The sequence below is a fragment of the Amycolatopsis mongoliensis genome (assembly GCF_030285665.1).
In the GTDB taxonomy this organism is placed as follows: domain Bacteria; phylum Actinomycetota; class Actinomycetes; order Mycobacteriales; family Pseudonocardiaceae; genus Amycolatopsis; species Amycolatopsis mongoliensis.
On record NZ_CP127295.1, the window covers coordinates 5,494,881 to 5,517,404 of the forward strand.

At 71.9% G+C, this 22,524-nt stretch carries 22 protein-coding genes; 13 read left to right on the forward strand and 9 right to left on the reverse strand.

Translation table 11 applies throughout. The features are described from left to right. The first annotated feature begins 3 nt into the window (after positions 1-3). The 3 genes from glgB to QRX60_RS26790 all read left to right on the forward strand — a co-directional run bounded on the left by glgB (position 4) and on the right by QRX60_RS26790 (position 4,030). The gene (gene glgB / locus QRX60_RS26780) at positions 4-2,214 is read left to right on the forward strand and encodes a 1,4-alpha-glucan branching protein GlgB (RefSeq protein WP_285994198.1); all 2,211 of its coding nucleotides are present in this window, start codon (positions 4-6) and stop codon (positions 2,212-2,214) included. Between the two features lie 189 nt (positions 2,215-2,403). Further along, a complete protein-coding gene (locus tag QRX60_RS26785) occupies positions 2,404-2,796 on the forward strand; it encodes a hypothetical protein (protein ID WP_285994199.1) in 393 nt (130 codons plus the stop codon). Between the two features lie 40 nt (positions 2,797-2,836). Beyond that, a complete protein-coding gene (locus QRX60_RS26790; RefSeq protein WP_285994200.1) occupies positions 2,837-4,030 on the forward strand; it encodes a hypothetical protein in 1,194 nt (397 codons plus the stop codon). 54 nt (positions 4,031-4,084) lie between these two features. Here QRX60_RS26790 and QRX60_RS26795 read toward each other — a convergent pair whose 3' ends face one another. Then, positions 4,085-5,488, reverse strand: a complete 1,404-nt coding sequence (locus QRX60_RS26795; RefSeq protein WP_285994201.1) for an RNA polymerase sigma factor — start codon at positions 5,486-5,488, stop codon at positions 4,085-4,087. A 198-nt stretch (positions 5,489-5,686) separates the two neighbouring features. Beyond that, positions 5,687-6,454, reverse strand: a complete 768-nt coding sequence (gene ppgK, locus QRX60_RS26800) for a polyphosphate--glucose phosphotransferase (RefSeq protein ID WP_408630279.1) — start codon at positions 6,452-6,454, stop codon at positions 5,687-5,689. 64 nt (positions 6,455-6,518) lie between these two features. Here ppgK and QRX60_RS26805 point away from each other — a divergent pair, with 64 nt between their 5' ends. Further along, on the forward strand, positions 6,519-7,337 hold the full coding sequence (locus QRX60_RS26805) for an inositol monophosphatase family protein (RefSeq protein ID WP_285994202.1): 819 nt from the start codon (positions 6,519-6,521) through the stop codon (positions 7,335-7,337). A 129-nt stretch (positions 7,338-7,466) separates the two neighbouring features. On the opposite strand, the gene cei is transcribed toward QRX60_RS26805, so the two are convergent. Beyond that, entirely contained in the window at positions 7,467-8,150 is a 684-nt protein-coding gene (gene cei / locus QRX60_RS26810; RefSeq protein ID WP_285994203.1) for an envelope integrity protein Cei, read from the reverse strand. A gap of 516 nt (positions 8,151-8,666) precedes the next feature. Here cei and QRX60_RS26815 point away from each other — a divergent pair. After that, positions 8,667-8,975, forward strand: a complete 309-nt coding sequence (locus QRX60_RS26815; RefSeq protein ID WP_086676737.1) for a DUF4193 domain-containing protein — start codon at positions 8,667-8,669, stop codon at positions 8,973-8,975. Positions 8,976-9,142: 167 nt separating this feature from the next. Here the strand turns inward: QRX60_RS26815 and QRX60_RS26820 are convergent, their stop codons facing one another. Beyond that, positions 9,143-9,625, reverse strand: a complete 483-nt coding sequence (locus tag QRX60_RS26820) for a DUF3093 domain-containing protein (RefSeq protein ID WP_285994204.1) — start codon at positions 9,623-9,625, stop codon at positions 9,143-9,145. Between the two features lie 24 nt (positions 9,626-9,649). On the opposite strand from QRX60_RS26820, the gene dut reads away from it, so the two are divergent. Next, entirely contained in the window at positions 9,650-10,153 is a 504-nt protein-coding gene (gene dut, locus QRX60_RS26825; protein ID WP_285994205.1) for a dUTP diphosphatase, read from the forward strand. Then, positions 10,153-10,815, forward strand: coding sequence for a DUF3710 domain-containing protein (locus tag QRX60_RS26830; protein WP_285994206.1), 663 nt, complete (start codon positions 10,153-10,155; stop codon positions 10,813-10,815). Before dut ends, QRX60_RS26830 begins: the two co-directional genes overlap by 1 nt. 59 nt (positions 10,816-10,874) lie before the next feature. Here the strand turns inward: QRX60_RS26830 and QRX60_RS26835 are convergent, their stop codons facing one another. Then, a complete protein-coding gene (locus tag QRX60_RS26835; RefSeq protein WP_286003702.1) occupies positions 10,875-11,558 on the reverse strand; it encodes an alpha/beta fold hydrolase in 684 nt (227 codons plus the stop codon). Positions 11,559-11,694: 136 nt separating this feature from the next. Between QRX60_RS26835 and QRX60_RS26840 the strand changes: the two genes are divergently transcribed. Then, complete coding sequence (locus QRX60_RS26840) at positions 11,695-12,075, forward strand: OB-fold nucleic acid binding domain-containing protein (RefSeq protein WP_072480405.1); 381 nt, start codon at positions 11,695-11,697, stop codon at positions 12,073-12,075. Between the two features lie 9 nt (positions 12,076-12,084). Beyond that, the gene (locus QRX60_RS26845) at positions 12,085-12,810 is read left to right on the forward strand and encodes a DUF3159 domain-containing protein (RefSeq protein ID WP_285994207.1); all 726 of its coding nucleotides are present in this window, start codon (positions 12,085-12,087) and stop codon (positions 12,808-12,810) included. Positions 12,811-12,894: 84 nt separating this feature from the next. Here the strand turns inward: QRX60_RS26845 and QRX60_RS26850 are convergent, their stop codons facing one another. Together QRX60_RS26850 and QRX60_RS26855 are read right to left on the reverse strand one after the other, a co-directional pair. Next, positions 12,895-13,551: a potassium channel family protein gene (locus tag QRX60_RS26850; protein WP_086676743.1), complete on the reverse strand. Its 657-nt coding sequence runs from the start codon at positions 13,549-13,551 to the stop codon at positions 12,895-12,897. Further along, entirely contained in the window at positions 13,548-14,213 is a 666-nt protein-coding gene (locus QRX60_RS26855; RefSeq protein WP_332845782.1) for a potassium channel family protein, read from the reverse strand. The genes QRX60_RS26850 and QRX60_RS26855 overlap by 4 nt, the downstream gene beginning before the upstream one ends. A gap of 93 nt (positions 14,214-14,306) precedes the next feature. Between QRX60_RS26855 and QRX60_RS26860 the strand changes: the two genes are divergently transcribed. The 3 genes from QRX60_RS26860 to QRX60_RS26870 are packed head-to-tail and all read left to right on the forward strand — an operon-like array spanning position 14,307 to position 18,120. After that, a complete protein-coding gene (locus QRX60_RS26860; protein ID WP_285994208.1) occupies positions 14,307-16,340 on the forward strand; it encodes an APC family permease in 2,034 nt (677 codons plus the stop codon). After that, positions 16,337-17,524 carry a class I SAM-dependent RNA methyltransferase gene (locus QRX60_RS26865; protein WP_285994209.1) on the forward strand — a complete coding sequence of 396 codons (1,188 nt, stop codon included), beginning with the start codon at positions 16,337-16,339 and terminating at the stop codon, positions 17,522-17,524. The genes QRX60_RS26860 and QRX60_RS26865 overlap by 4 nt, the downstream gene beginning before the upstream one ends. 32 nt (positions 17,525-17,556) lie before the next feature. Further along, a complete protein-coding gene (locus tag QRX60_RS26870) occupies positions 17,557-18,120 on the forward strand; it encodes a TIGR03086 family metal-binding protein (RefSeq protein WP_285994210.1) in 564 nt (187 codons plus the stop codon). A 314-nt stretch (positions 18,121-18,434) separates the two neighbouring features. Here the strand turns inward: QRX60_RS26870 and QRX60_RS26875 are convergent, their stop codons facing one another. Both QRX60_RS26875 and QRX60_RS26880 read right to left on the reverse strand, forming a co-directional pair. Next, a complete protein-coding gene (locus QRX60_RS26875; RefSeq protein WP_285994211.1) occupies positions 18,435-18,857 on the reverse strand; it encodes a hypothetical protein in 423 nt (140 codons plus the stop codon). Between the two features lie 92 nt (positions 18,858-18,949). Then, a complete protein-coding gene (locus QRX60_RS26880; protein ID WP_285994212.1) occupies positions 18,950-20,419 on the reverse strand; it encodes an aldehyde dehydrogenase family protein in 1,470 nt (489 codons plus the stop codon). A gap of 186 nt (positions 20,420-20,605) precedes the next feature. Between QRX60_RS26880 and dxs the strand changes: the two genes are divergently transcribed. Beyond that, complete coding sequence (dxs, locus tag QRX60_RS26885; protein ID WP_285994213.1) at positions 20,606-22,522, forward strand: 1-deoxy-D-xylulose-5-phosphate synthase; 1,917 nt, start codon at positions 20,606-20,608, stop codon at positions 22,520-22,522. Positions 22,523-22,524: the final 2 nt, after the last annotated feature.

The window sequence follows — 22,524 nt, forward strand, 5'->3', positions numbered from 1 at the left end:
GCCGTGAACGCGGTTCCGGAAGGCCTCCCGGCCGCGGCCCCGCCGGCCGCGGACATCGACCGGCTGCTCGCCGGTTCGCACCACGACCCGCACTCGGTGCTGGGCGTGCACGCGGTGGGCAAGGGCTTCGTGGCCCGGGCGCTGCTGCCCGGCGCCAAGGCCGTCGCCCTGCGCACCGGCGAGGACCGGCACCCGATGGAGCCGGTCATCGACGCCCTGTTCGCCGTCGCGGTGCCGGAGAACCCGGGCGACTACCGCCTGGAGATCGACTACGACGGGCACTCCGTCACCGCCGACGACCCGTACCGCTGGCTGCCCACGGTCGGCGAGCTGGACCTGCACCTGATCGGTGAGGGCCGGCACGAGCGGCTGTGGGAGGCGCTCGGCGCGCACGTCCGGAGCTACGAGACGCCGGGCGGCGTCGTCGAGGGGACGTCGTTCGCGGTCTGGGCGCCGAACGCCCGCGGCATCCGCGTGATCGGCGACTTCAACGGCTGGGACGGGCGCGGGCACGCGATGCGCTCGCTCGGCTCGTCGGGCGTCTGGGAGCTGTTCGTGCCGGGGGTCGGCGCCGGCTCCTGCTACAAGTTCCGGATCCTCGGTGCCGACGGGAACTGGCACGAGAAGGCCGACCCGATGGCGTTCGGCACCGAGCAGCCGCCCGCGACGGCGTCGGTCGTCACGACCTCCGGGCACCTGTGGGCCGACGACGTGTGGGTCGCCCAGCGTGAGGCGACCGAGTGGTCCGCGGCGCCGATGAGCGTCTACGAGGTCCACCTCGGCTCGTGGCGGCCCGGGCTGGACTACCGGGAGCTGGCCGACCAGCTCGGCGACTACGTCCTCGAGACCGGCTTCACGCACGTGGAGCTGCTGCCGGTGTCGGAGCACCCGTTCGGCGGCTCGTGGGGCTACCAGGTGACGTCGTACTACGCGCCGACGTCCCGTTTCGGCTCCCCGGACGACTTCCGCTACTTCGTCGACCGCCTGCACCAGCGGGGGATCGGTGTGCTCGTGGACTGGGTGCCGGCGCACTTCCCGCGGGACAGCTGGGCGCTGGCCAAGTTCGACGGCACCGCGCTGTACGAGCACGCGGACCCGCGCCGCGGCGAGCAGCCCGACTGGGGCACGCTCGTGTTCGACTTCGGCCGCAACGAGGTCCGCAACTTCCTCGTCGCCAACGCGCTGTACTGGATCGAGGAGTTCCACCTCGACGGCCTGCGCGTCGACGCCGTCGCCTCGATGCTCTACCTCGACTACTCCCGCAAGGAAGGGGAGTGGCTGCCGAACCAGTACGGCGGCCGCGAGAACCTCGACGCGGTGAAGTTCCTGCAGGAGCTGAACGCGACCGTCTACAAGCGACACCCGGGCGTCGTGATGGTGGCCGAGGAGTCGACGGCGTGGCCGGGCGTGACGCGCCCGACGCACCTGGGCGGCCTCGGGTTCGGGTTCAAGTGGAACATGGGCTGGATGCACGACACGCTCCGGTACCTGTCCCACGAGCCGATCCACCGCGCCTACCACCACAACGAGATGACGTTCTCGCTCGTGTACGCGTGGAGCGAGAACTTCGTGCTGCCGCTTTCGCACGACGAAGTGGTGCACGGCAAGGGATCCCTGTGGGGACGCATGCCGGGCGACGCCTGGAACAAGGCGGCCGGGCTGCGCTCGCTGCTGGCGTTCATGTGGGCGCACCCGGGCAAGCAGCTGCTGTTCATGGGCGGCGAGTTCGGCCAGCCCGCGGAGTGGTCGGAGCAGCGGTCGCTGGACTGGCACCTGCTGGACGAGCCGCTGCACCGCGGGGTGCAGGACCTGCTGCGGTCGCTGAACTCGGTGTACAAGTCGACTCCGGCGCTGTTCAGTCAGGACACGTCGCCGGACGGCTTCCGCTGGATCGACGCCAACGACTCGAGCGGCAACGTGCTGAGCTTCCTGCGCATCGGGGTCGACGGTTCGCGGCTGGCCTGCGTCGCGAACTTCGCCGGTGTGCCGCACCACGACTACCGCGTCGGCCTGCCTTCGGCGGGCCGCTGGCGCGAAGTGGTCAACACGGACGCGGAGGCGTACGGCGGTTCGGGCGTCGGGAACCTGGGCGTGGTGGAGGCGACGGAGGAGCCGTGGCACGGCCAGCCGGCCTCGGCGATCCTCCAGCTCCCGCCGGCAGGCGTCCTGTGGCTGACCGAAGAGACCCCGGAGCCCCCGGACCTCCTCCCGTGATCCAGAGGTCGACACGCGTGATCCAGAGGTCGACACGCGTGATTGGAGAGACGACACGGTGCCCGAGCGCGTGTCGACCCTCCAATCACGCGAGTTGACCCTCTGATCACGCGAGTCGACCCTCCAGACACGCGGGCCGGGTCGAAAAATCCTTCCACCGGGCGTGCGTGGCGGGCTTACCATCAGTGCATGGCCGGCGCCGGCGGCGTCCTCGCGAACCTGATCCTGTTCGCCGTGGTCTGCATCGCTCCCACGGTGCTCTTCTGGTGCGCGCTGCGCGTCCCGAAGCTGCTTCGCCTGCTTCTCGAGAAGCGCGCGAAGCCGCAACCGGCGGGACCGCCGATCGAACGCGTCGCCGCGGACCTGCGGCGGGTGCACCGGCTGCTCGCCGGCTACCCGTCCGGCACCCCGGCCGCGCGGAGGATCGGCACCCGCCAGGCTTATGACGAGCTCCTCACCCAGGCCTGCCGCCAGGTCGGCGTCCCGCACCGGCTCGCCGAGCTGCCCGAGGGCATGGACCGCGAGATCGAACGCCTGCGCGTCGAGGAGTCGCTGCGGGAGCGCGGCCTGGCCGTGCCCTGACTTGTACGGGCCGTGTACGCGTCTCGGTCACGCTGCCGGCATGCGACTTGTGCTCGGCCTCGTGGCGATGCTGCTGCTCGGCCTGACGACGACGGCCCAGGCGGCCGCGAACTTCCCGCGCCTCGACGCGGCGACCGTCGACGGCTACCGGCTCACCCCCGGCGGCTCCTTCGCCACCTACGACAGCCGGATCGCCGAGCTCGACAAGAAGCTCCCGCCGCGCGGGCTGTCTTCGGTCCTCGGCGACGCCAACCGCAAGGCCCGCCCGCTCTGCCACGGCACGTACCTCGCGGCCGCGCTGAAGCCCGCCGGCTTCTGCTGGGAGGACGCGAACGACGACCGGACCAACGACTGGATCCCCCAGGGCCTCACCGGCTCGGGGGACGCGGACCCGGCGACCGGGACCGTCGGTGGCAAGCGCGTCGTCGCGACGTCGTGGCACACACCCGGCGACACCATGGTCCGGCTGTCCTTTGTGGACTCCGATGGCCTCGGCTACCGGCGCGTCCTGCTCGTGGAACCGACGTCCGACAACGACTTCGCGGTCGTCGCGGGGCACGGGCACGGCATGACGTGGTCGGGAAACCTGCTCTACGTCGCGACCACCGGCGGCCTGATCCGCGTCTTCGACACGACGCACTTCTGGAAGGTCGACGACAGCGCGGCGACGGTCGGCCTCGGCACCGACGGCAAGTACCACGCGGCGTACTACGACTACGCGATGCCCCAGGTCGGTGCCTACTGGTACCCCGGCGGCGGCGCCTGCACGACGGCGACCGGTGCCCGGCCCTGCCTCTCGACGCTTTCCTTCGACCACACCGATTCCACGTTCGTCACGGCCGAGCACGTCCCGGCCGCGGCGGGCGGCCGGATCCTGCGCTGGCCGTTCGACGCCGCGACGGGCCGCCTGAAGACCGCGGCCGACGGCCTGGTGCACGCCGTGGAGGGGTTTTCGTCCCCGGTGTGGGGAATGCAGGGCGCGGTGTCCCGCAACGGCTACTTCGCCCTGACGGGAGTCTGTCCGGAGTACGCCGGAGTGGCCGGCGACCACCCGTCGTGCCTGCACGGCGGAGTCGGCGGCGTCTCGACGTCGAGGCTGGCGGGCCAGGCACCGGTGAACAGCCAGAACCTGTCGTACTGGCCGGCCACGGGGGAGCTGTGGCTGCTGAACGAACAGCTCCGCGAGCGCGTCACGGTGCACGTCCCCTGGACGGCGCTCACCGGCCGGGCCTGAAACGCGGAAGAACCCCGCCACCGGGGTGACGGGGTTCTTCCGTGGTACCGAATCTCAGTCCAGGTAGTCGCGCAGGACCTGGGACCGCGACGGGTGGCGCAGCTTCGACATCGTCTTCGACTCGATCTGCCGGATGCGCTCGCGGGTCACCCCGTACACCTGGCCGATCTCGTCGAGCGTGCGCGGCTGGCCGTCCGTGAGGCCGAAGCGCAGCCGGACCACGCCCGCCTCGCGCTCGGACAGCGTCTGCAGCACCGACTGGAGCTGGTCCTGCAGCAGCGTGAACGACACTGCGTCCACCGCGACGACCGCTTCGGAGTCCTCGATGAAGTCACCGAGCTGCGAGTCGCCCTCGTCGCCGATCGTCTGGTCGAGCGAGATCGGCTCACGCGCGTACTGCTGGATCTCCAGGACCTTCTCCGGGGAGATGTCCATTTCCTTGGCGAGCTCTTCCGGGGTCGGCTCACGGCCGAGGTCCTGGAGCAGTTCACGCTGTATGCGGCCGAGCTTGTTGATGACCTCGACCATGTGCACCGGGATGCGGATGGTGCGGGCCTGGTCGGCCATCGCGCGGGTGATCGCCTGGCGGATCCACCACGTGGCGTACGTCGAGAACTTGTAGCCCTTGGTGTAGTCGAACTTCTCCACCGCGCGGATCAGGCCGAGGTTGCCCTCCTGGATCAGGTCCAGGAACGCCATGCCGCGGCCGGTGTAGCGCTTGGCCAGCGACACCACGAGCCGGAGGTTCGCCTCCAGCAGGTGGTTCTTGGCGCGCTCGCCGTCACGCACGATCCACTTGAGATCGCGGCGCATCTGGGTGACGAGCTTCTCGCCCTCCTCCTCGGCGGTGCGCACGCGCTCGGCGGCGTAGAGCCCGGCCTCGATCCGCTTGGCCAGCTCCACCTCCTCCTCCGCGTTCAGCAGCGCGACCTTGCCGATCTGCTTGAGGTAGGCGCGGACCGAGTCGGCGGACGCGGTGAGCTCGGCGTCCTTGCGCGCCTGACGCAGCGCCTCGGACTCCTCCTCGTCCCAGACGAAGTCCGGGTTGTCGGAGCTCTTGGCGGCGGCCTTGTCGGCGGCGGCACCACGGCGGCGCTGCGCCGGGGTCTCCTCGTCCGACTCGTCGTCGTCATCGTCGTCGTCGGCCGAGTCGGCGTCCGGTTCGTCGTTGACCGTTTCGTCGACGACGTCGACCTCGACCTCTTCCAGGTCCGACAGGTCGGGCGTGTCGAGTTCGGCTTCGTCGATCTCACCGGGACCGTCCGGATCGCCGTCTTCGGTCTTCGCGCCCTTGGTCGCGGGCTTCTTCGCCGGAGCCTTCTTGGCCGGAGCCTTCTTGGCGGTGGTGGTCTTGCGGGCCGCCGGCTTCGCCGTCCCGGTGGCTGCCTCTTCGGCCGGCTCGCCGGCTGCGGTCGCGGTCTTCGTCCCGCCTCGGGTTGCGGTTCTTGCGGCTGCCACTTACGCCCTTTCGCAGCGGTCGATCATGACGAGCAACGGCACGGGGGCCACTGCTGCCTCACATTCGGGGAACACGCCTCGGCCTGCGGATTTGACCTCCGCAGCCGTGGGCCGTGTTCCATTGTAACGACGGTACGCGCATGCGTCGCGAAGCGATCACCCTCCGGCCCGCTCCGGCGCCGGAGATCGGCTCCGGAGCTAGTGCTGGATGCCCTCGCTCGCGGCCGCCGCGGCACCCACGATCCCGGCGTTGTTCTGCAGCGTGGCCACCAGGACCGGGGTGCGGATGTCCAGCAGCGGCACCCATTTCTCGGCCTTCTTGCTGACCCCGCCGCCGACGATGAACAGATCGGGCCAGATCAGGTTTTCGAGCACGGTCAGATAACGGTGCACGCGCTTGGACCATTCGGGGTACGAGAGGCCCTCGTTGTCCTTCACCGACGCGGCCGCACGCTTCTCGGCGTCGTGGCCGTCGATCTCGAGGTGGCCGAACTCGGTGTTCGGGACGAGCTTGCCGTCCTGGAACACCGCGCTGCCGATGCCGGTGCCGAAGGTGAGCAGGGCGGTGACGCCCGTGCGCGCGACCGGGTCGCCGAAGCGGATCTCCGCGATGCCCGCGGCGTCGGCGTCGTTGAGCATCGCAACCTGGTCGACGCCGCGGCCGAGGCGCTTGGCGAAGAGGGCGTCGGCGTCGGTGCCGATCCACTGCTTGTCGATGTTGGCCGCGGTGTGCGCGACGCCCTTCTTGACGACCGCCGGGAGCGTCACGCCGACCGGCCCGTCCCAGCCCGCTTCCGTGACGATCTCGTGCACGACGTCCGCCACCGCCGACGGCGTGGACGGCTTCGGCGTCTCGATCCGGATCCGGTCGCCGATGAGCTGCCCCTTGTCCAGGTCGACCAAGGCGCCCTTGATCCCGCTGCCGCCGATGTCGATGCCGAAACCTCGGCGGGTCGCCTCCACCACGGACGTGGTCCCTTCTCGCACGATTCAGAAGCCTGCCTCGGAGACTTTAACCGGATGTGGTGACATGTCGGACGTGGGAGTTGACGAGTCGTTGCTGAAAAGCGTCGCGGTGCAGGTCGCGACGGAGGCCGCCGAGCTGGTCCGCGAGGCCTGGGAGGGGATGGCGCGGGGGCGGTCGGTGGTCGTGGGCACGAAGTCCGCGGACACCGACGTGGTGACCGCGGTGGACCACGACTCGGAGCGCCTCGTCCGTGCGCGGCTGGCCGAGCTGCGGCCCGGGGACCCGGTGCTCGGCGAGGAGGGCGGCGGGACCGCCGGCGACGGCGTGACGTGGGTCGTCGACCCGATCGACGGGACGGTCAACTTCCTCTACGGGCTGCCGTGGTTCGCGGTGTCGGTGGCGGCGCAGGTCGGCGGCGAGTCGGTGGCCGGCGCGGTGGTGGAACCGGCGAGCGGCCGGGTCTGGTCGGCCGCACGCGGGCAGGGCGCGTTCCTGGACGGCCGCCGGCTGTCGGTGTCGGCGCCCGCGCGGCTGGAGCTGACGCTCGTCGGGACCGGTTTCGCGTACTCGGCGCAGCGGCGGACGCGGCAGTCGCGCTTCGCGGCCGAGCTGCTGGGCCGGGTCCGGGACATCCGGCGCAACGGGGCGGCGTCGCTGGACCTGTGCGCGGTGGCCGCGGGCTGGCTCGACGCGTACGTGGAGCACGGGTTGCACCGCTGGGACTGGGCCGCGGGAGCGCTGATCGCGGCGGAGGCGGGCGCGGCGGTGCACCTGCCGGGGTCGGCGCCGGACCTGGGCGAGGACGCGACGTACGCGGCGGCGCCGTCGATCGCGGACCCGCTGCGGAAGGCACTGGTGGACTGCGGCGCGGCGGACGTCTGACGCGTCCTCCCGGCTCGGCCCGAGCGCCCCAAGGCGGCCTTGGTTGCGTTGAACGCACCGAAGGCCGCCTTGGGTGCGTTGGGCGCACCGAAGGCCGCCTTGGGGCGCTGGGGGCGGGAGTGAGCCGGGTCAGCAGGCGACGTCGCGGGCCGAGGCCAGCAGCGTCTGGTCGATGACCGGGGCCTTCGCGCCGGCCGACTGCTCGTTCGAGCCGCCGCCCTGGTGGGTCTTGGACCAGTCGGCGAGCTGGGTGAGGATCTGGCGGGCCTCCGCGCGGGGCCGGAGGTCCCCGAACAGCGTGCCCGTGACCAGGTCGACGCTCGCGTCCTTGCGGTTGTCCTGGACCAGCTCGGCGCACGGCACCACGAGGCTGAGCGTCCGGGCCGCGGTGACGCCGTTCTCGCCGAAGCGGATCTGGCCGCGGCACTTGGCCGCGCGGCCCTCGTAGGCGGGGTCGTTGGCCGGTTCGCCGGCGCCGGTGAAGCCCAGCTCCTTCAGCGAGGTGGTGGCGATGCCGCCCTGGCCGCGGCTGCCGGAGGCGTTGAGCACCTTCACGGCGACCTTGTCCGGCGGCACCGGCGCGCGGTCGTCGAGGGCGTTGTGGGGGAGGGTGCTGAACGTGACACCCGGCGGCGGGCTCGCGGCCGGGTCGCAGCGGACGGCCTCGTCGACGTCGCCCTTGCCGACGGCCGCGTTGATCCAGACGACGATCGCGCCCAGCGCCAGCACCCCGATGACGATCAGCGCCGGCAGCGGCTTGTGCTTGCGATACGGCCGCGCCCCACGGTCCCCGATGCCGTTCCCCGACGCCACCTGCCCGTCCCTTCCCGAACACCGAAACCGATCGGTGCGAACGCGGCACCGTCGTGGCCGACCAGCCTAGGCGCTGCGGCCGACGCCCACCGTCCCGGGTCACCCCGCCGGTTTCCGGTGCCCCGCCCGTGGTCGCGAGCCCCGCCCGCGACCGATCCCCGTGCGGCGATCGCACCACGGCGGGGCCGGGCGGGGCAAGCGGACACGGGCCGCCGGTGAAGTTCTCCACCCGCGGGCAACCCGAATGGACGACAACGCGTCTTACCTGCGGGTTCCCCCTGTCGGGTGACGATTCCGGGGCAATGTCTGACTCGTTGCAGAACCGTCGCGGGCGTGAGCTACCCTTCCCGGGCTCCGGCCGCAGGAAGAGGCGCATAAAGAAGAGACCTCGGTCACTTCGGCCGTCGGGCACAAACAGCGGCCCTGGAACGTTGACCAGCGGCACGGCGGACTCACGGGCGCACCCGGGGGTCCGGGAAAACGACTACACAAGCTGATCGCAGGGGTGAGGGACACATGGCTACCGACTACGACGCTCCGCGCCGCAGCGAAGCCGACGAGCTGGCCGAAGACTCGTTGGAGGAGCTCAAGGCCCGGCGCAACGAGAACCAGTCCGGCGTCGTCGACGTCGACGAGGACGCGACCGCCGAGAACTTCGAGCTGCCGGGTGCCGACCTCTCCGGGCTTTCCGGTGAGGACATGACCGTGAAGGTGGTGCCGAAGCAGGCTGACGAGTTCACCTGCTCCGTGTGCTTCCTGGTGCACCACCGCAGCCGGCTGGCCGAGGAGAGCGGCGGACGCCTGATCTGCCGCGACTGCGCCTGACGGCGCAGCGGATCTCGGACAGGGTTTCAGGGGACGAACAGACGCGACGGAGAGCCTCGAGGGCCCGAGGGGGAGGCTCGAAGCGCGCTGGGGAAAAGGGGGCCGGCCGGCAGGCCGGCCCCCTTCCCATGTCTTGAGAGGGCCGTCTTGAGGGGCCGGAGCCGGGTTCAGGCGCCCTTGATCAGCTCGGCGACGCGCTCGGGGCGCCGGGTGCTGAACAGCCAGTACGGCGTCGGGTCGGCGGGGTCGGTGAGCCGCACCCGCACGACCGGGCCGACCCAGCCGCGGTGCAGGACGTAGGCGGCGGGGTCGCCGTCCCGGCCCAGCGCCTTGCGCTTGGCCTCCTTGTCGAAGATCTCGACCTCGCCCGCGTACCGCAGCGGCAGGTGCGCGTCGCCCACCCACAGCTCCGGCTCGTCACCCCCGGTGACGCGGACCTTCGACCGGCCGAGCGACAGCATCAGCCCCACCACGACCGGCAGCGCGATCACGTACGGCAGCCACGCCCGGACACCCGGGTAGCCCATGTCGACCTCGGCGGCCAGCAGGATCGCGCCCAGCACCGGCAGCGGCCAGCCCCACCACGGCACGTACAGCCGTTCGGAGTGCCGGACCGCGGCACTCGCGGCCGTCTTCGCAGATTCACCCACGGGTAGAGAGTAATCTCGCCGCCCGTGTCCAGCGTTCAGGTACTCCTCTCCCGGCTCGACCCGGATGTCCCGCTGCCCGCCTACGCCCGGCCGGGCGACGCGGGCGCCGATCTCGTCACCACCTCGGATATCGTGCTGAAACCCGGGGAACGCGGGGTGGTCGGCACCGGCGTCGCGATCGCCCTCCCCCCGGGTTACGCGGGGTTCGTCCACCCGCGGTCGGGCCTGGCCGCCCGGGTCGGCCTCTCGGTGGTGAACACGCCGGGCACGATCGACGCGGGTTACCGCGGGGAGATCAAGGTCTGCCTGATCAACCACGACCCGGTGCACCCGGTGAAGCTCGCGCGCGGCGACCGCATCGCCCAGCTGGTCGTGCAGCGGGTCGAGCACGCCGAGTTCGTCGAGGTCGCCGAGCTCGACGACACCGAACGGGGCGCCGGCGGCTACGGCTCCACGGGCGGACACGCCACACTGGGAGCAGACGCGCTCGCCGCGAGCGCCGGGGCTGGGGAAGGAACGGAGAAGTAGTGGGGATTTTCGGACGCAAGCGGCGGACCGAGGGCGGGTCCGCCGGACGGCACGGCGCGCCCGAGGCCGACGACACGATCGAGGACGAGGCGTACGACGAGGAAGAAGGGCTGTCGGACGTCTCCGACGGCCCGTTCGACGTCGCGGACTTCGAGGACGACGGCGTCCCGCGGATCGACCTCGGCTCGGTGAAGGTGCCGGTGCCCGACGGGTCCCAGGTCCAGGTCGAGATGGACCCCGAGACCGGGGGCGTGCGCGCCGTGCACGTCGTCACCGAGCAGGGCCAGATCACGGTCAGCGCGTACGCCGCGCCGCGCTCGGGCGGTCTCTGGCGCGAGGTGAGCACCGAGCTCGCCGAGCAGCTGCGGGCCGACGGCGCCAAGGTCAACATCGGCCGCGGCGTGTGGGGCCTGGAGATCTCGGCCATCGTCGGCGACGTCTCGCTGCGGTTCGTCGGCATCGACCGGCCGCGCTGGATGCTGCGCGGCGTCATCGCCGGCCCGCAGTCGGAGGCCGCGGGTGCCGTCGAGGTGCTCCGGGACATCGTGCGGCGCACGATCGTCGACCGCGGCGACGCGCCGATGCCGGTCCGCACCCCGCTCACGATCACGCTGCCCGAAGCCGTCGCCGAGCACATCGCGGCCCAGCAGCAACAGGGCTGACGCTCGACCGAAGGCCGTGAATGTCGCATTGAGGGACTTCAAGTCCCTCAATGCGACATTCACGGCCTTCGCCGCGCCCTCAGGAAGGCGAGGACGGTCGCCCGGCCGAGGGACTCCCGGTCCGCGCCCAGCGCGGCGAGAGTGGTCTTGCCGAGGGCCGCGCGGGGGAGTGCGCGAGCCCACTCCGATGCGACTTTCGTCGGGTGGATCGGGTCGTCGGTACACGTGCCGATACCCGCCGGGACCGCGAGCCGCGCGAGGTCCGCGAGCGTCGGGGACGGCCGCCCGGCCGCGACGCGCAGGCCCGCCGCCAGCCCGTCGCCGTGGCGGCGCCACGCCCGGTCCAGTTCGGCCCGCAGCCAGTCCGGGCTCCCCGCCGTCTGCGCCAGCGCCGCGTCGACCCCGGAAGCGGCCACCAGATCCGCGGACAGCGTCGCGGCCAGCGACGCGGGTGCCTGGCCCGGACGGCCGTTCCAGGCCGGGAGCGCGGCCAGCAGGCCCCCGCAACGGCCGGGATTGCGGACCGCCCACTCCGCGGCGAGGTGAGCGCCGAACGAAATGCCGCCTACGAGCAGTTCGCCGTGTTCGTCCGCCAGTGCGTCCAGCGTCGCCAGGTAGCCGTCGGCGAGCGCCGCCCCGGGCGGCGGCGGTGGCGCGATGAGCGGGACACCGAGGGCGCGCAGCGGGCCGGCGAAGACCGCCCGGACGAACACCTCGTCCGAGCCGGTGCCGGGCAGCAGCACCGCGGCGGGAACTCTGATTGCGGACGTCACGTTGCGATCTTTACGCAAAGGCGTTTCCCTGACGGGGACCGCAGTACGCTGGAATCGCACGGGCCGCAAGCACCTTCGTCGGGGGCCCCGGAGCACAGGAGCATCTATGTCCGCCAAAGACGGCGGCTACTTCAGCCGGTTGGTACGCAAGCTGACCAGCGACGTCGACGAGCTCGACGCCGATGAGATGTCGATGAGGTCCGGCGCCGAGGGCGCGCAGCGGGCCTGCGACTGCCGTTCCGGCGAAGAGGTCACCGTGATGGGGAGACTCCGCAGCGTCGAGCTCTGCCCGACGAACGAGGCCGCCACGCTGGAGGCCGAGCTGTTCGACGGGACACAGGGCGTGACGCTAATCTGGCTCGGCCGCCGCCGGATCCCGGGCATCGAGCCTGGCCGGACGATCAAGGTGCGCGGCCGGATGGCCGAGCGTGACGGCCAGAAGGTGCTGTACAACCCCTATTACGAGCTCCAGAGCCCAGTGAGTTGATCACCTACCGTGACTGAACCCGCCCCGAGCGAGAAGAAGACCGACCCGGAAGAAGAGCCGCAGCCGACCCTGCTCGAGCAGATGGGCGGGGTGTCCGGCCTGATCTACTCGTCGGTGCCGGTGATCGTCTTCGTCCTGGCGAACGCTTTCTTCGGCCTGACCGCGGCCATCTGGACGTCGGTGGGCAGCGCGGTGGCGATCACCGTGCTGCGGGTGGTCCGCAAGGAGCCCCTGCAGCCGGCGATCTCCGGTTTCTTCGGCGTGGCGATCGCGGCGTTCATCGCCTACCGCACCGGGTCCGCGAAGGGGTTCTTCCTCTTCGGGATCTACGCGAGCCTGGTTTATTGCGGCATCTTCGTGCTGTCGGTGGTCGTGCGGTGGCCGATCGCGGGCGTCGTCTGGAACGTGCTCAACGGCACCGGGCAGGCGTGGCGCAAGGACAAGCCGTCCCGCTACGGCTACGACATCGCGACGCTGGCGCTGGCGCTGGTGTTCGCCGCCCGGTTCGTCGTCCAGCGGTGGCTCTACCAGGAGGACTACACCGGCTGGCTGGCCTTCGCGAAGATCGCGATGGGGTACCCGCTGTACGCGCTGGGCCTGCTGGTGGTGGTCTGGGCGGTGCGCCGGTCGGACAAGCGCCTGAAGGCCCTCGAGGAGACCGCGCCCAAGCCGGAGACCGACGCCGAGGTCGAGGCGCGGCTGCGCGCGAAGTACGCCCAAGCCCCCGAAGCCTGACCCCCGCGGGGCACCCCCGTCCGTAGTCCGTGAAGGCCTCCTTACCGGCCATAAGAGCCGGTAAGGAGGCCTTCACGGCTTTCGTCAGTAGCCCAGCGCCGTCCGGATCTCCGGCTCGACGTCGGCCGTCGCGACGAACAGCAGCTCGTCGCCCGGCTCCAGCGGGTCCTCCGGCTGCGGCACGATCACGCGGTCGCCGCGCAGGATGGTCACCAGGGCCGCGTCGCGGGGCAGCGTCAGGTCGCTCACCGGCTTGCCAGCCAGCGGGGTCTCCGCCGGCAGCGTCAGCTCGACGAGGTTCGCGTTGCTCTGCCGGAACGTCATCAGCCGCACCAGGTCGCCGACGCTGACCGCCTCCTCGACCATCGCCGCGAGCATCCGCGGGGTCGACACGGCGACGTCGACGCCCCAGGCGTCGGTGAACAGCCACTCGTTGGCCGGGTTGTTCACCCGCGCCACCACGCGCCGCACCGCGAACTCCGTCTTGGCGAGCAGCGACACGACGAGGTTCGCCTTGTCGTCGCCCGTGGCGGCGATCACGACGTCGCACTGCTCGATCCCGGACTCCTCCAGGATCGACACCTCGCAGGCGTCGCCGAGCACCCAGTCGGCCTGCTCGACGGTCTGCGGCTCGAACTGGTCGGCCTCCCGCTCGATCAGCATCACCTGGTGCCTGCCGTCGATCAGCTCGTTGGCGATGGAGCGCCCCACCGCGCCCGCACCGGCGATCGCGACCCTCATGCCTCGTCCTCCGGTTCGCGGTTGGCCACACTGGTCACGTCGCTGACGGTGCCGGAGCGCGCGGCGACCCACACGTCGTCGCCGTCCTGCACCACGGTCTTGTTGTCCGGCAGCACCGGCGTGCCGAAGCGCATGATGAACGCCACCCGCGCGCCGGACGCCTCCTGCAGGGACCGGACGGAGTGCCCGACCCAGCCCTCGTGCAGTGGCAGCTGCAGCAGCGCGACGTTGCCCGACGGGTCCCGCCACGCCGACGCGACGCCGTCCGGCAGGAGCGTGCGCAGGAACCGGTCGGTCGTCCACGGCACGGTCGCCACAGTCGGGATGCCCAGCCGTTCGTACACGGCCGCGCGCTTGTGGTCGTAGATCCGCGCGACGACGTGCTCGATGCCGAAGTTCTCGCGGGCGACCCGCGCGGAGATGATGTTCGAGTTGTCGCCGCTGGACACCGCGGCGAACGCGCCCGCCCGCTCGATGCCCGCTTCGATCAGCACCTTGCGGTCGAACCCGACCCCGACGACCTGCTGGCCGTGGAAGTCGCTGCCGAGCCGGCGGAACGCCTGCTGGCTCTTGTCGATGACGGCCACCTCGTGGCCGAGCCGCTCCAGCGCAGCGGCCAGGGACGCGCCTACCCGGCCGCACCCCATGATCACCACGTGCACGCCCTGCCTCCTCGTTCGGCGGTTACCCGTCCGTTGCTACCCCGACATGCCAGCGCCGAACCTACCGTGCCCCCCTGCGGTTAGGCTTCCGTGGTGTCGAAGTTCCCGACCGTGCTGAAACGCCTGGTCCTCGGACGTCCGTTCCGCAGTGACAGGCTCGCTCACACGCTCCTGCCCAAGCGCATCGCGCTGCCTATCTTCGCGTCCGACGCGCTCTCGAGCGTGGCGTACGCGCCCGAAGAGATCTTCCTGACGCTGAGCGTCGCGGGGCTCTCCGCGTACGCGCTGGCGCCGTGGATCGGCATCATGGTCGCCCTGGTCATGCTGGTCGTCGTCGCGTCCTACCGGCAGAACGTGCACGCCTACCCGAGCGGCGGGGGTGACTACGAGGTCGCCAACACGAACCTGGGCGGGAAGTTCGGGCTGACCGTGGCGAGCGCCCTGCTCGTCGACTACGTGCTGACGGTCGCGGTGTCCACTTCGTCCGGTGTGGCCAACATCGGGTCCGCGGTGCCGTGGGTGGCGCAGCACAAGGTGCTGGCCTCGATCGTCATCGTGGTCGTGCTGACGTCGCTGAACCTGCGCGGCATCCGGGAGTCGGGGAAGGCCTTCGCGATCCCGACATACGGGTTCATCCTGGGCATCCTGGTCATGGTCGGGTGGGGTCTGGTGCAGGCGGCCACCGGCACCGAGATGAAGGCCGAGAGCGCCGGGTTCACGCTGAACGCCGAAGGGACGTTCGCGGGGGTGGCCTACGCGTTCCTGGTGCTGCGGGCGTTCTCCTCCGGCGCGGCGGCGCTGACCGGGGTCGAGGCGATCAGCAACGGCGTCCCGGCGTTCCAGAAGCCCAAGTCGAAGAACGCGGCGACGACGCTGCTGATGATGGGCCTGCTCGCGGTGACCATGCTGGTCGGCATCATCACGCTGGCCTCGATCACCGACGTCAAGTTCGCCGAGAACCCGGCGGAGCAGCTCGCCGGCGCGCCCGCGGGCTACGAGCAGAAGACGATCGTCGCGCAGATCGCGCACGCGGTGTTCGCCGACTTCCCGCCGGCGTTCTACTACATCTCCTTCTCCACCGGCATCATCCTGCTGCTGGCCGCGAACACCGCGTTCAACGGTTTCCCGGTGCTGGGCTCGATCCTCGCGCAGGACCGCTACCTGCCGCGGCAGCTGCACACCCGCGGCGACCGGCTCGCGTTCTCCAACGGGATCCTGTTCCTCTCGGCGTTCGCACTGGTGCTGATCATCGCGTTCGACGCCGAGGTGACCCGGCTCATCCAGCTGTACATCGTCGGTGTGTTCGTGTCGTTCACGGTGAGCCAGGCCGGCATGATCCGGCACTGGAACCGGTTGCTGGCCACGGAAACCGACCCCGGCGTCCGGCGGCGGATGCGGCGCTCGCAGACGGTGAACGCGGTCGGCCTCACCTGCACCGGCGTCGTGCTGGTGATCGTGCTCATCACCAAGTTCCTGCTCGGCGCGTGGATCGCGATCGCGGCGATGGTGGCGATCTTCGTGCTGATGACGGCGATCCGGCGGCACTACGACCGCGTCGCCGACGAGCTGAAGGATCTCGGCGACACCCCGACCGTGCTGCCCTCGCGCAACCACGCGATCGTGCTGGTGTCCAAACTGCACCGTCCGACGCTGCGCGCGCTGGCCTACGCCAAGGCGATGCGCCCGGACGTCCTCGAAGCCGTGACGGTCAACGTGGACGACGCCGACACGCGAAGGCTCACCGCCGAGTGGGACGCGCACAACTTCAAGGTGCCGCTGAAGGTCGTCGAGTCGCCCTACCGCGAGATCACGAAGCCGGTGCTCGACTACGTGAAGCGCGTGCGCGGGGACAACCCGCGCAACGTGGTCACGGTGTTCATCCCGGAGTACGTGGTCGGGCACTGGTGGGAGCAGGTGCTGCACAACCAGAGCGCGCTGCGGCTCAAGGGCCGCCTGCTGTTCCAGTCCGGCGTGATCGTGGCGAGCGTGCCGTGGCAGCTGGAGTCGTCGGCCAAGGCGGCCGCGCGCGTCCGCAACGAACGGCCGGCGGCCGGCGACGTCCGCCGGGGCTTCTCGCCCAACGGGAAGCCGATCGTCGCGTCGAAGCCCAAGGAGCCTGCCGAATGACGAGCTGGCTGGGCCGGGTTCTCGAGGTCGAAGTCGGCGCGGTGGCGCACGGCGGTCACTGCGTGGCGCGCGCCGACGGCCGCGTGGTGTTCGTCCGGCACGCGCTGCCGGGCGAGCACGTGCGCGTCGAGGTCACCGAGGACAACGGCGGCTCGTTCTGCCGCGGCGACGCGATCGAGGTGCTTTCGGCTTCGGAGTTCCGGGTCGAGCCGCCGTGCCCGCTGGCGGTGCCGGGCGGCTGCGGCGGCTGCGACTGGCAGCACGCTTCCCCGGACCACCAGCTCTCGTTGAAGGCGGCGGTGGTGGCGGAGCAGCTCCGGCGGCTGGCCGGCATCGAGCGCGACGTCGTCGTGGAGGCTCTCGAAGGCGGTCCGCTGGACTGGCGCAGCCGTGTCCGGCTGGTCGCCGACCGGGAGGGGCGCGCGGGCCTGCGCGCCCACCACAGCCACCGGGTGGTGGCACTGGACGACTGCCCGATCGCGGTGCCCGGCGAGCTCGACGACGTCCTGGCGCGGCGCTGGCGGCCGGGCAGCGAGCTCGAGGTGACCAGCGACGGCGACGGCGGTGTGCACGTCCGGGAGCTGTCGACGGTCCGGGGCAAGGTCCGCGCCCGGCAGCTGGCCGGCGGCGTGGCCGTGCAGCACGCGGCCGGCCGTGACTGGCGCCTCGACGCGCACGGCTTCTGGCAGGTCCACCCGGCGGCGGCGTCGACGCTGGCCGCCGTCGTGGCCGAGTGGGCGGAGGCGCCCGCGGGCGGGTCGGCCTGGGACCTCTACGCCGGGGTCGGGCTGTTCGCGTCGGTGCTGGCTTCGCAGGTCGGCGCGTCGGGCCGGGTGCTGGCGATCGAGTCCGGCCGGCGCGCGGTCGCCGACGGGGAGAAGAACCTGGCCGACCTGCCGCAGGTGTCCTGGCAGGCCGGGCGCGTCGAGCACGTGCTGGAGTCGGCCGCGAAGCCGGTGGACGTCGTGGTGCTGGACCCGCCGCGCAAGGGCGCGGGCAAGGCGGTGGTGGAGTCGATCGTGGCGGGCGCGCCGGACCGGATCGTCTACGTGGCGTGCGACCCGGCGGCGCTGGCCCGCGACCTGGCGACCTTCGCTTCGCACGGCTACGGCCTGACGGATCTGCGGGCGTTCGACGCCTTCCCGATGACGCACCACGTGGAGTGCGTGGCGCTGCTGTCCTGAGTTTTGTCGGTGGTGGTCGTCACACTGTCCGCGTGACTCCTCTCGACGACTTCGACCTCGCGGCCTCGACGGTGACGGCCCTCGTGGGCGCCCTCGGTGACGACCAGTGGGCCCTGCCGACGGCGTGCGCGGACTGGGACGTCCGCGCGGTCGTCAACCACCTGGCGCACGGCAACGCGAAGGTGGCGTTCTGGGCGGGTTCGGGTCCGCCGGTCCCGGACGGTGACTACCTGGGTGCTTCGCCGGCCGCGGCCTTCGCTTCGTCGGTCGAGGCGGCTCGCGCGGTGCTGGCCGAGCCCGGGCTGTTCTCGCGGCAGGTGACGACCCCGCTGGGTGAGGTGCCGGGTGTGTTCCTGGTCCACATGCGCGTGAACGAGTACCTGGCGCACGGATGGGACATCGCGGACGCGACGGGGCAGTCGACGGACCTGGCGCCGGAGCCGGCATCGCGGGCGCTGGAGCAGTGGCGGGCCAGGTTCGGTTCGGCACCGCGGCAGCCGGGCGGCCCGTTCGGCCCCGAGGTCCCGGCGCGCCCGGGAGCCACGGCGGCGGACCGGCTGGCGGCGTTCCTCGGCCGGAAGCCGGTGAGCGGCTGAGGAGAGAGGACTGCGGTCGCCCGGCACGCGCGGACCGAGCGGCCCCCGGAGATCCGGCGCACGTCGTTCGCCCGCAGCTCGCCGAAATCGGGCAGCTCCGGCTCGGCGGACGGCCATCCCCGGCATCGGTGGGTGCTGGCTGCCCGCGCGGAGCACTGCGGAGATCGACAGTGCGGCCGCCGACGGCTGCCCGGCCCCGCGGGCTGCTGATGCCCGCCCGGCAGCCGGTCCGACTTCGGCTGCCGGCTGCCGGAGCCGGTGTCGGTCGCTGCGGGCTGTCCGTGACCGATCGGCCTCGGCGACTCCGCGCGCCCTCAGGCCGTCCGGCGCACCGCGAACGCCGCCGCCAGGCCCGTGGCCGTCATCGCCACGCCCGAGGCCAGGAGCACCCAGGCTCCCGCTCCCGGTGCGATGCGGGCCGTCGGCTGGAAGCGGGCCACGTGCGGGAGCGTCACCACCAGGTGCCGCAGGATCACGCCCGTCACCACCAGCCCCGGCAGGCACACCATCGCCAGGGGCTCCTCCTGGCGGCGGGCGAACGTCAGGTACGCCAGCGTGCCCGCGAGCAGCACCGCCGCCGCGCAGACCAGGCGCAGGCCCAGCGCCAGCTCGGGGTCCGGGGTGCCCGGCGGCAGCATCCCCGGGTACTCGGCGGTCCGCAGCGTGAGCCCGGCGATCACCCCGAGACCGGCGACCCCCGCCGCCACCGCTCGTGGAACCCGCCAAGCTCGCGTCACGCCACGCAGCATAAGACGCCGGAAACGGCTTTCCGACGACGTTTTCCGCGCTGGGCCGTTCGGTGGATCCCGATCGGGCGACCCGGCCCGGTTCAGCCGGCGAACCAGTGCTGTGGCGCCGGCCGCAGGTTCTGGTAGATGTGCTTGACCTCGGTGTACTCGCCCAGCCCGGTCGGACCCAGCTCGCGGCCGAACCCGGACTGCTTGTAGCCGCCCCACTCGGCCTGGGGCAGGTACGGGTGGAAGTCGTTGATCCAGATCGTGCCGTGGCGCAGCCGCCCGGCCACGCGCTGGGCGCGGCCCGCGTCCTGGGTGAACACCGCCCCGGCCAGGCCGTAGTGGGTGTCGTTGGCGATGCGGACCGCGTCGTCCTCGTCAGTGAACGTCTCGACCGTCAGCACCGGCCCGAACGACTCGTCGACGACCGCCGACGAGCCCTGTTTGACCTGGTCGAGGATGGTCGGCAGGTAGTAGAAGCCGTCGGCCAGCGCCGGGTCGTCCGGACGGCGCCCGCCCGTCCGCAGCACCGCGCCCTCGGCCAGCGCCGCCGCCACGTACCTCTCGATCTTCGCCCGGTGCGCCGCGGAGATCAGCGGCCCGGTCTCGGCGTGCTCGTCGAACGGCCCGCCCAGGCGGATCCGCTCGGCCCGGCGCACCAGCTCGTCGACGAACTCGTCGTGCCACTCCCGCTGCACGATCAGCCGCGCGCCCGCCGAGCACACCTGGCCGGAGTGCAGGAACACCGCCGTCAGCGCGTAGTCGACCGCCGTCTCGAAGTCGGCGTCGGCGAAGACCACGTTCGGGTTCTTCCCGCCCAGCTCCAAGGCCACTTTCTTGACCGTCCCGGCGGCCGCCGCGGCGATCACCCTGCCGGTGGCGAGCCCGCCGGTGAACGACACGAGATCGACGTCCGGGTGATCGGACAGCGGCGCGCCGACCTCGGCGCCGGCGCCCAGCACCAGGTTCCCCACCCCCGCGGGCAGGCCCGCCTCGGTGAGCAGCTTCAGGAACAGGATCGAGGTGTGCGGCGTCAGCTCGCTGGGCTTGAGCACGAACGTGTTGCCCGCGGCCAGCGCCGGTGCGATCTTCCACACGGTCTGCAGCAGCGGGTAGTTCCACGGCGTGATCAGCCCGCAGACGCCGACCGGCTCGTGCACGATCCGGCTGAACGCGTCCGGGTTGCCGGTGTCGACGACGCGGCCCGCGTCCTGGGCCGCGAGCTTGCCGAAGTAGCGCAGGCAGGCGGCGATGTCGGCCATGTCGTAGCGGCTCTCGACCAGGCGCTTGCCGGTGTCGAGCGACTCGGCGCGGGCGAACGCCTCGGCGTCGCGGTCCAGCAGGTCCGCGGTGCGCAGCAGCAGGTCGCCGCGCAGGTGCGCGGGCGTGCCGGGCCACGGGCCGGTGTCGAACGCCCGGCGCGCCGCCGCGATGGCGGCCTCGGTGTCCTTGGCGGTGCCCTCGGCGACCGTCGCGACCAGGGAGCCGTCGGCCGGGCAGCGGATCTCCCGCCGGCCGCCGCCGATCGCGTCCACCCAGTCGCCGCCGATGAAGAAGTCCGCCATGCGTCCCATTCTCGTGGCCACCCCGCGTGACCGCCACAGCACGGCGGGGAGACGAGGTTCACCTCAGGAGATGACGGGTGCTCGCGCTCCGCCTGTGACGCCGGACGCGGCGGGCGGAAGGCCGGTGGCCGGTCTCCGTAGACTGGCCGGAACGCGAGGCGTGCTGACCAAGTGAGGTGGAGACTGGTGACGTTGCTGGAGTCCGTGAGCGGACCGGCGGACCTGAAGCGCATGAGTGTCGAGGACCTCGGCGAGCTGGCCGCCGAGATCCGGGACTTCCTCGTCGACAAGGTCCGCCGCGCCGGCGGGCACCTGGGGCCGAACCTCGGCGTCGTCGAGCTGACCCTCGCGCTGCACCGCGTGTTCGACTCACCGCGCGACGCGATCGTCTGGGACGTGGGACACCAGGCCTACGTGCACAAGATCGTCACCGGCCGCGCGGACGGCTTCGACCGGCTGCGCCAGACCGGCGGCGTCACCGGTTACCCGTCGCGCGCGGAGAGTGACCACGACTGGGTCGAGAGCAGCCACGCCTCCTCCGCGCTGTCCTATGTGGACGGGCTGGCGAAAGCCTTCGCCCTGGACGGCGGCGAGCGGCACGCGGTCGCCGTCGTCGGGGACGGCGCGCTCACCGGCGGCATGTGCTGGGAGGCGCTCAACAACCTCGCCGCGCACCGCGAACGCCCGGTCGTCATCGTCATCAACGACAACGGCCGCTCCTACTCGCCGACCATCGGCGGCCTCGCCGACCACCTCGCGGCGCTGCGCCTGCAGCCCGGCTACGAGCGGCTGCTCGACGGCGGCCGCGAGATCCTCAAGCACACGCCGGTCGTCGGCAAGCCGATCTACGCCGCGCTGCACGCCGCGAAGGCGGGGTTGAAGGACGCGCTGAGCCCGCAGGCGATGTTCTCCGACCTCGGCCTGAAGTACCTCGGCCCGGTCGACGGTCACGACCAGGTGGCGCTGGAGAAGGCCCTGCACAGCGCGAAGGCGTTCGGCGGCGCGGTGATCGTGCACGTGGTGACCGAGAAGGGCCACGGCTACGCGCCCGCGGTCAACCACGAGCACGACCAGATGCACCAGACCGACCCGATCGACCCGGAGACCGGCTTGCCGCCGGTGAAGGGCCCGAGCTGGACGGGCGTGTTCGGCGACGAGCTGGCGAAGATCGGTGCGGAGCGCGAGGACGTCGTCGCGATCACCGCGGCGATGCTGCGCTCGACCGGCCTCGACAAGTTCGCCGAGGCGTTCCCGGACCGCTGGTACGACGTCGGCATCGCCGAGCAGCACGCGGTGACGTCGGCGGCGGGGCTCGCGATGGGCGGGCTGCACCCGGTCGTCGCGATCTACTCGACGTTCCTCAACCGCGCGTTCGACCAGGTGCTGATGGACGTCGCGCTGCACCGCCAGCCGGTCACGCTGGTGCTGGACCGCGCCGGCATCACCGGCCCCGACGGGCCGAGCCACCACGGCATGTGGGACCTGTCGCTGCTGGGCATGGTGCCGGGCATGCGCGTGGCCGCCCCGCGCGACCCGGCGACCCTGCGGGAGGAGCTGCGCGAGGCCGTGGCGGTGTCCGACGGCCCGACGGCGCTGCGTTTTTCGAAGGGCAAGGTCGGCTCGGACGTCCCGGCGGTCGAGCGGCTGGGCACGGTCGACGTGCTGCGCCGCCCTGTCGAAGGTGCCGACGTCCTGCTGGTGACGGTGGGCCCGTTCGCGACGCTGGGCCTGGCGGCCGCCGACCGGCTCGCCGACCAGGGCATCGGCGTGACGGTGGTCGACCCGCGCTGGGTGCTGCCGGTCCCGGCCGAGCTGGTCGCGCTGGCGGCCCAGCACAAGCTGGTGGTGACGGTGGAGGACAGCGGCCGTCACGGCGGCTTCGGCTCGGCACTGGCGGCGATGTTCCGCGACGCCGAATGCGACGTCCCGCTGCGGGACCTGGCGGTGCCGCAGACGTTCCACGACCTGGGCAGCCGGGACGAGGTGCTGGGCCGGATCGGCCTGACGGCTCAGGACGTCGCCCGCCGCGTGACGGAGTGGGCCTCCCGCCTGGGCTCGCCCTCGGAGCCCGCGCCCGAGAAGAAGGACGCGAACCGCAGCTGAGT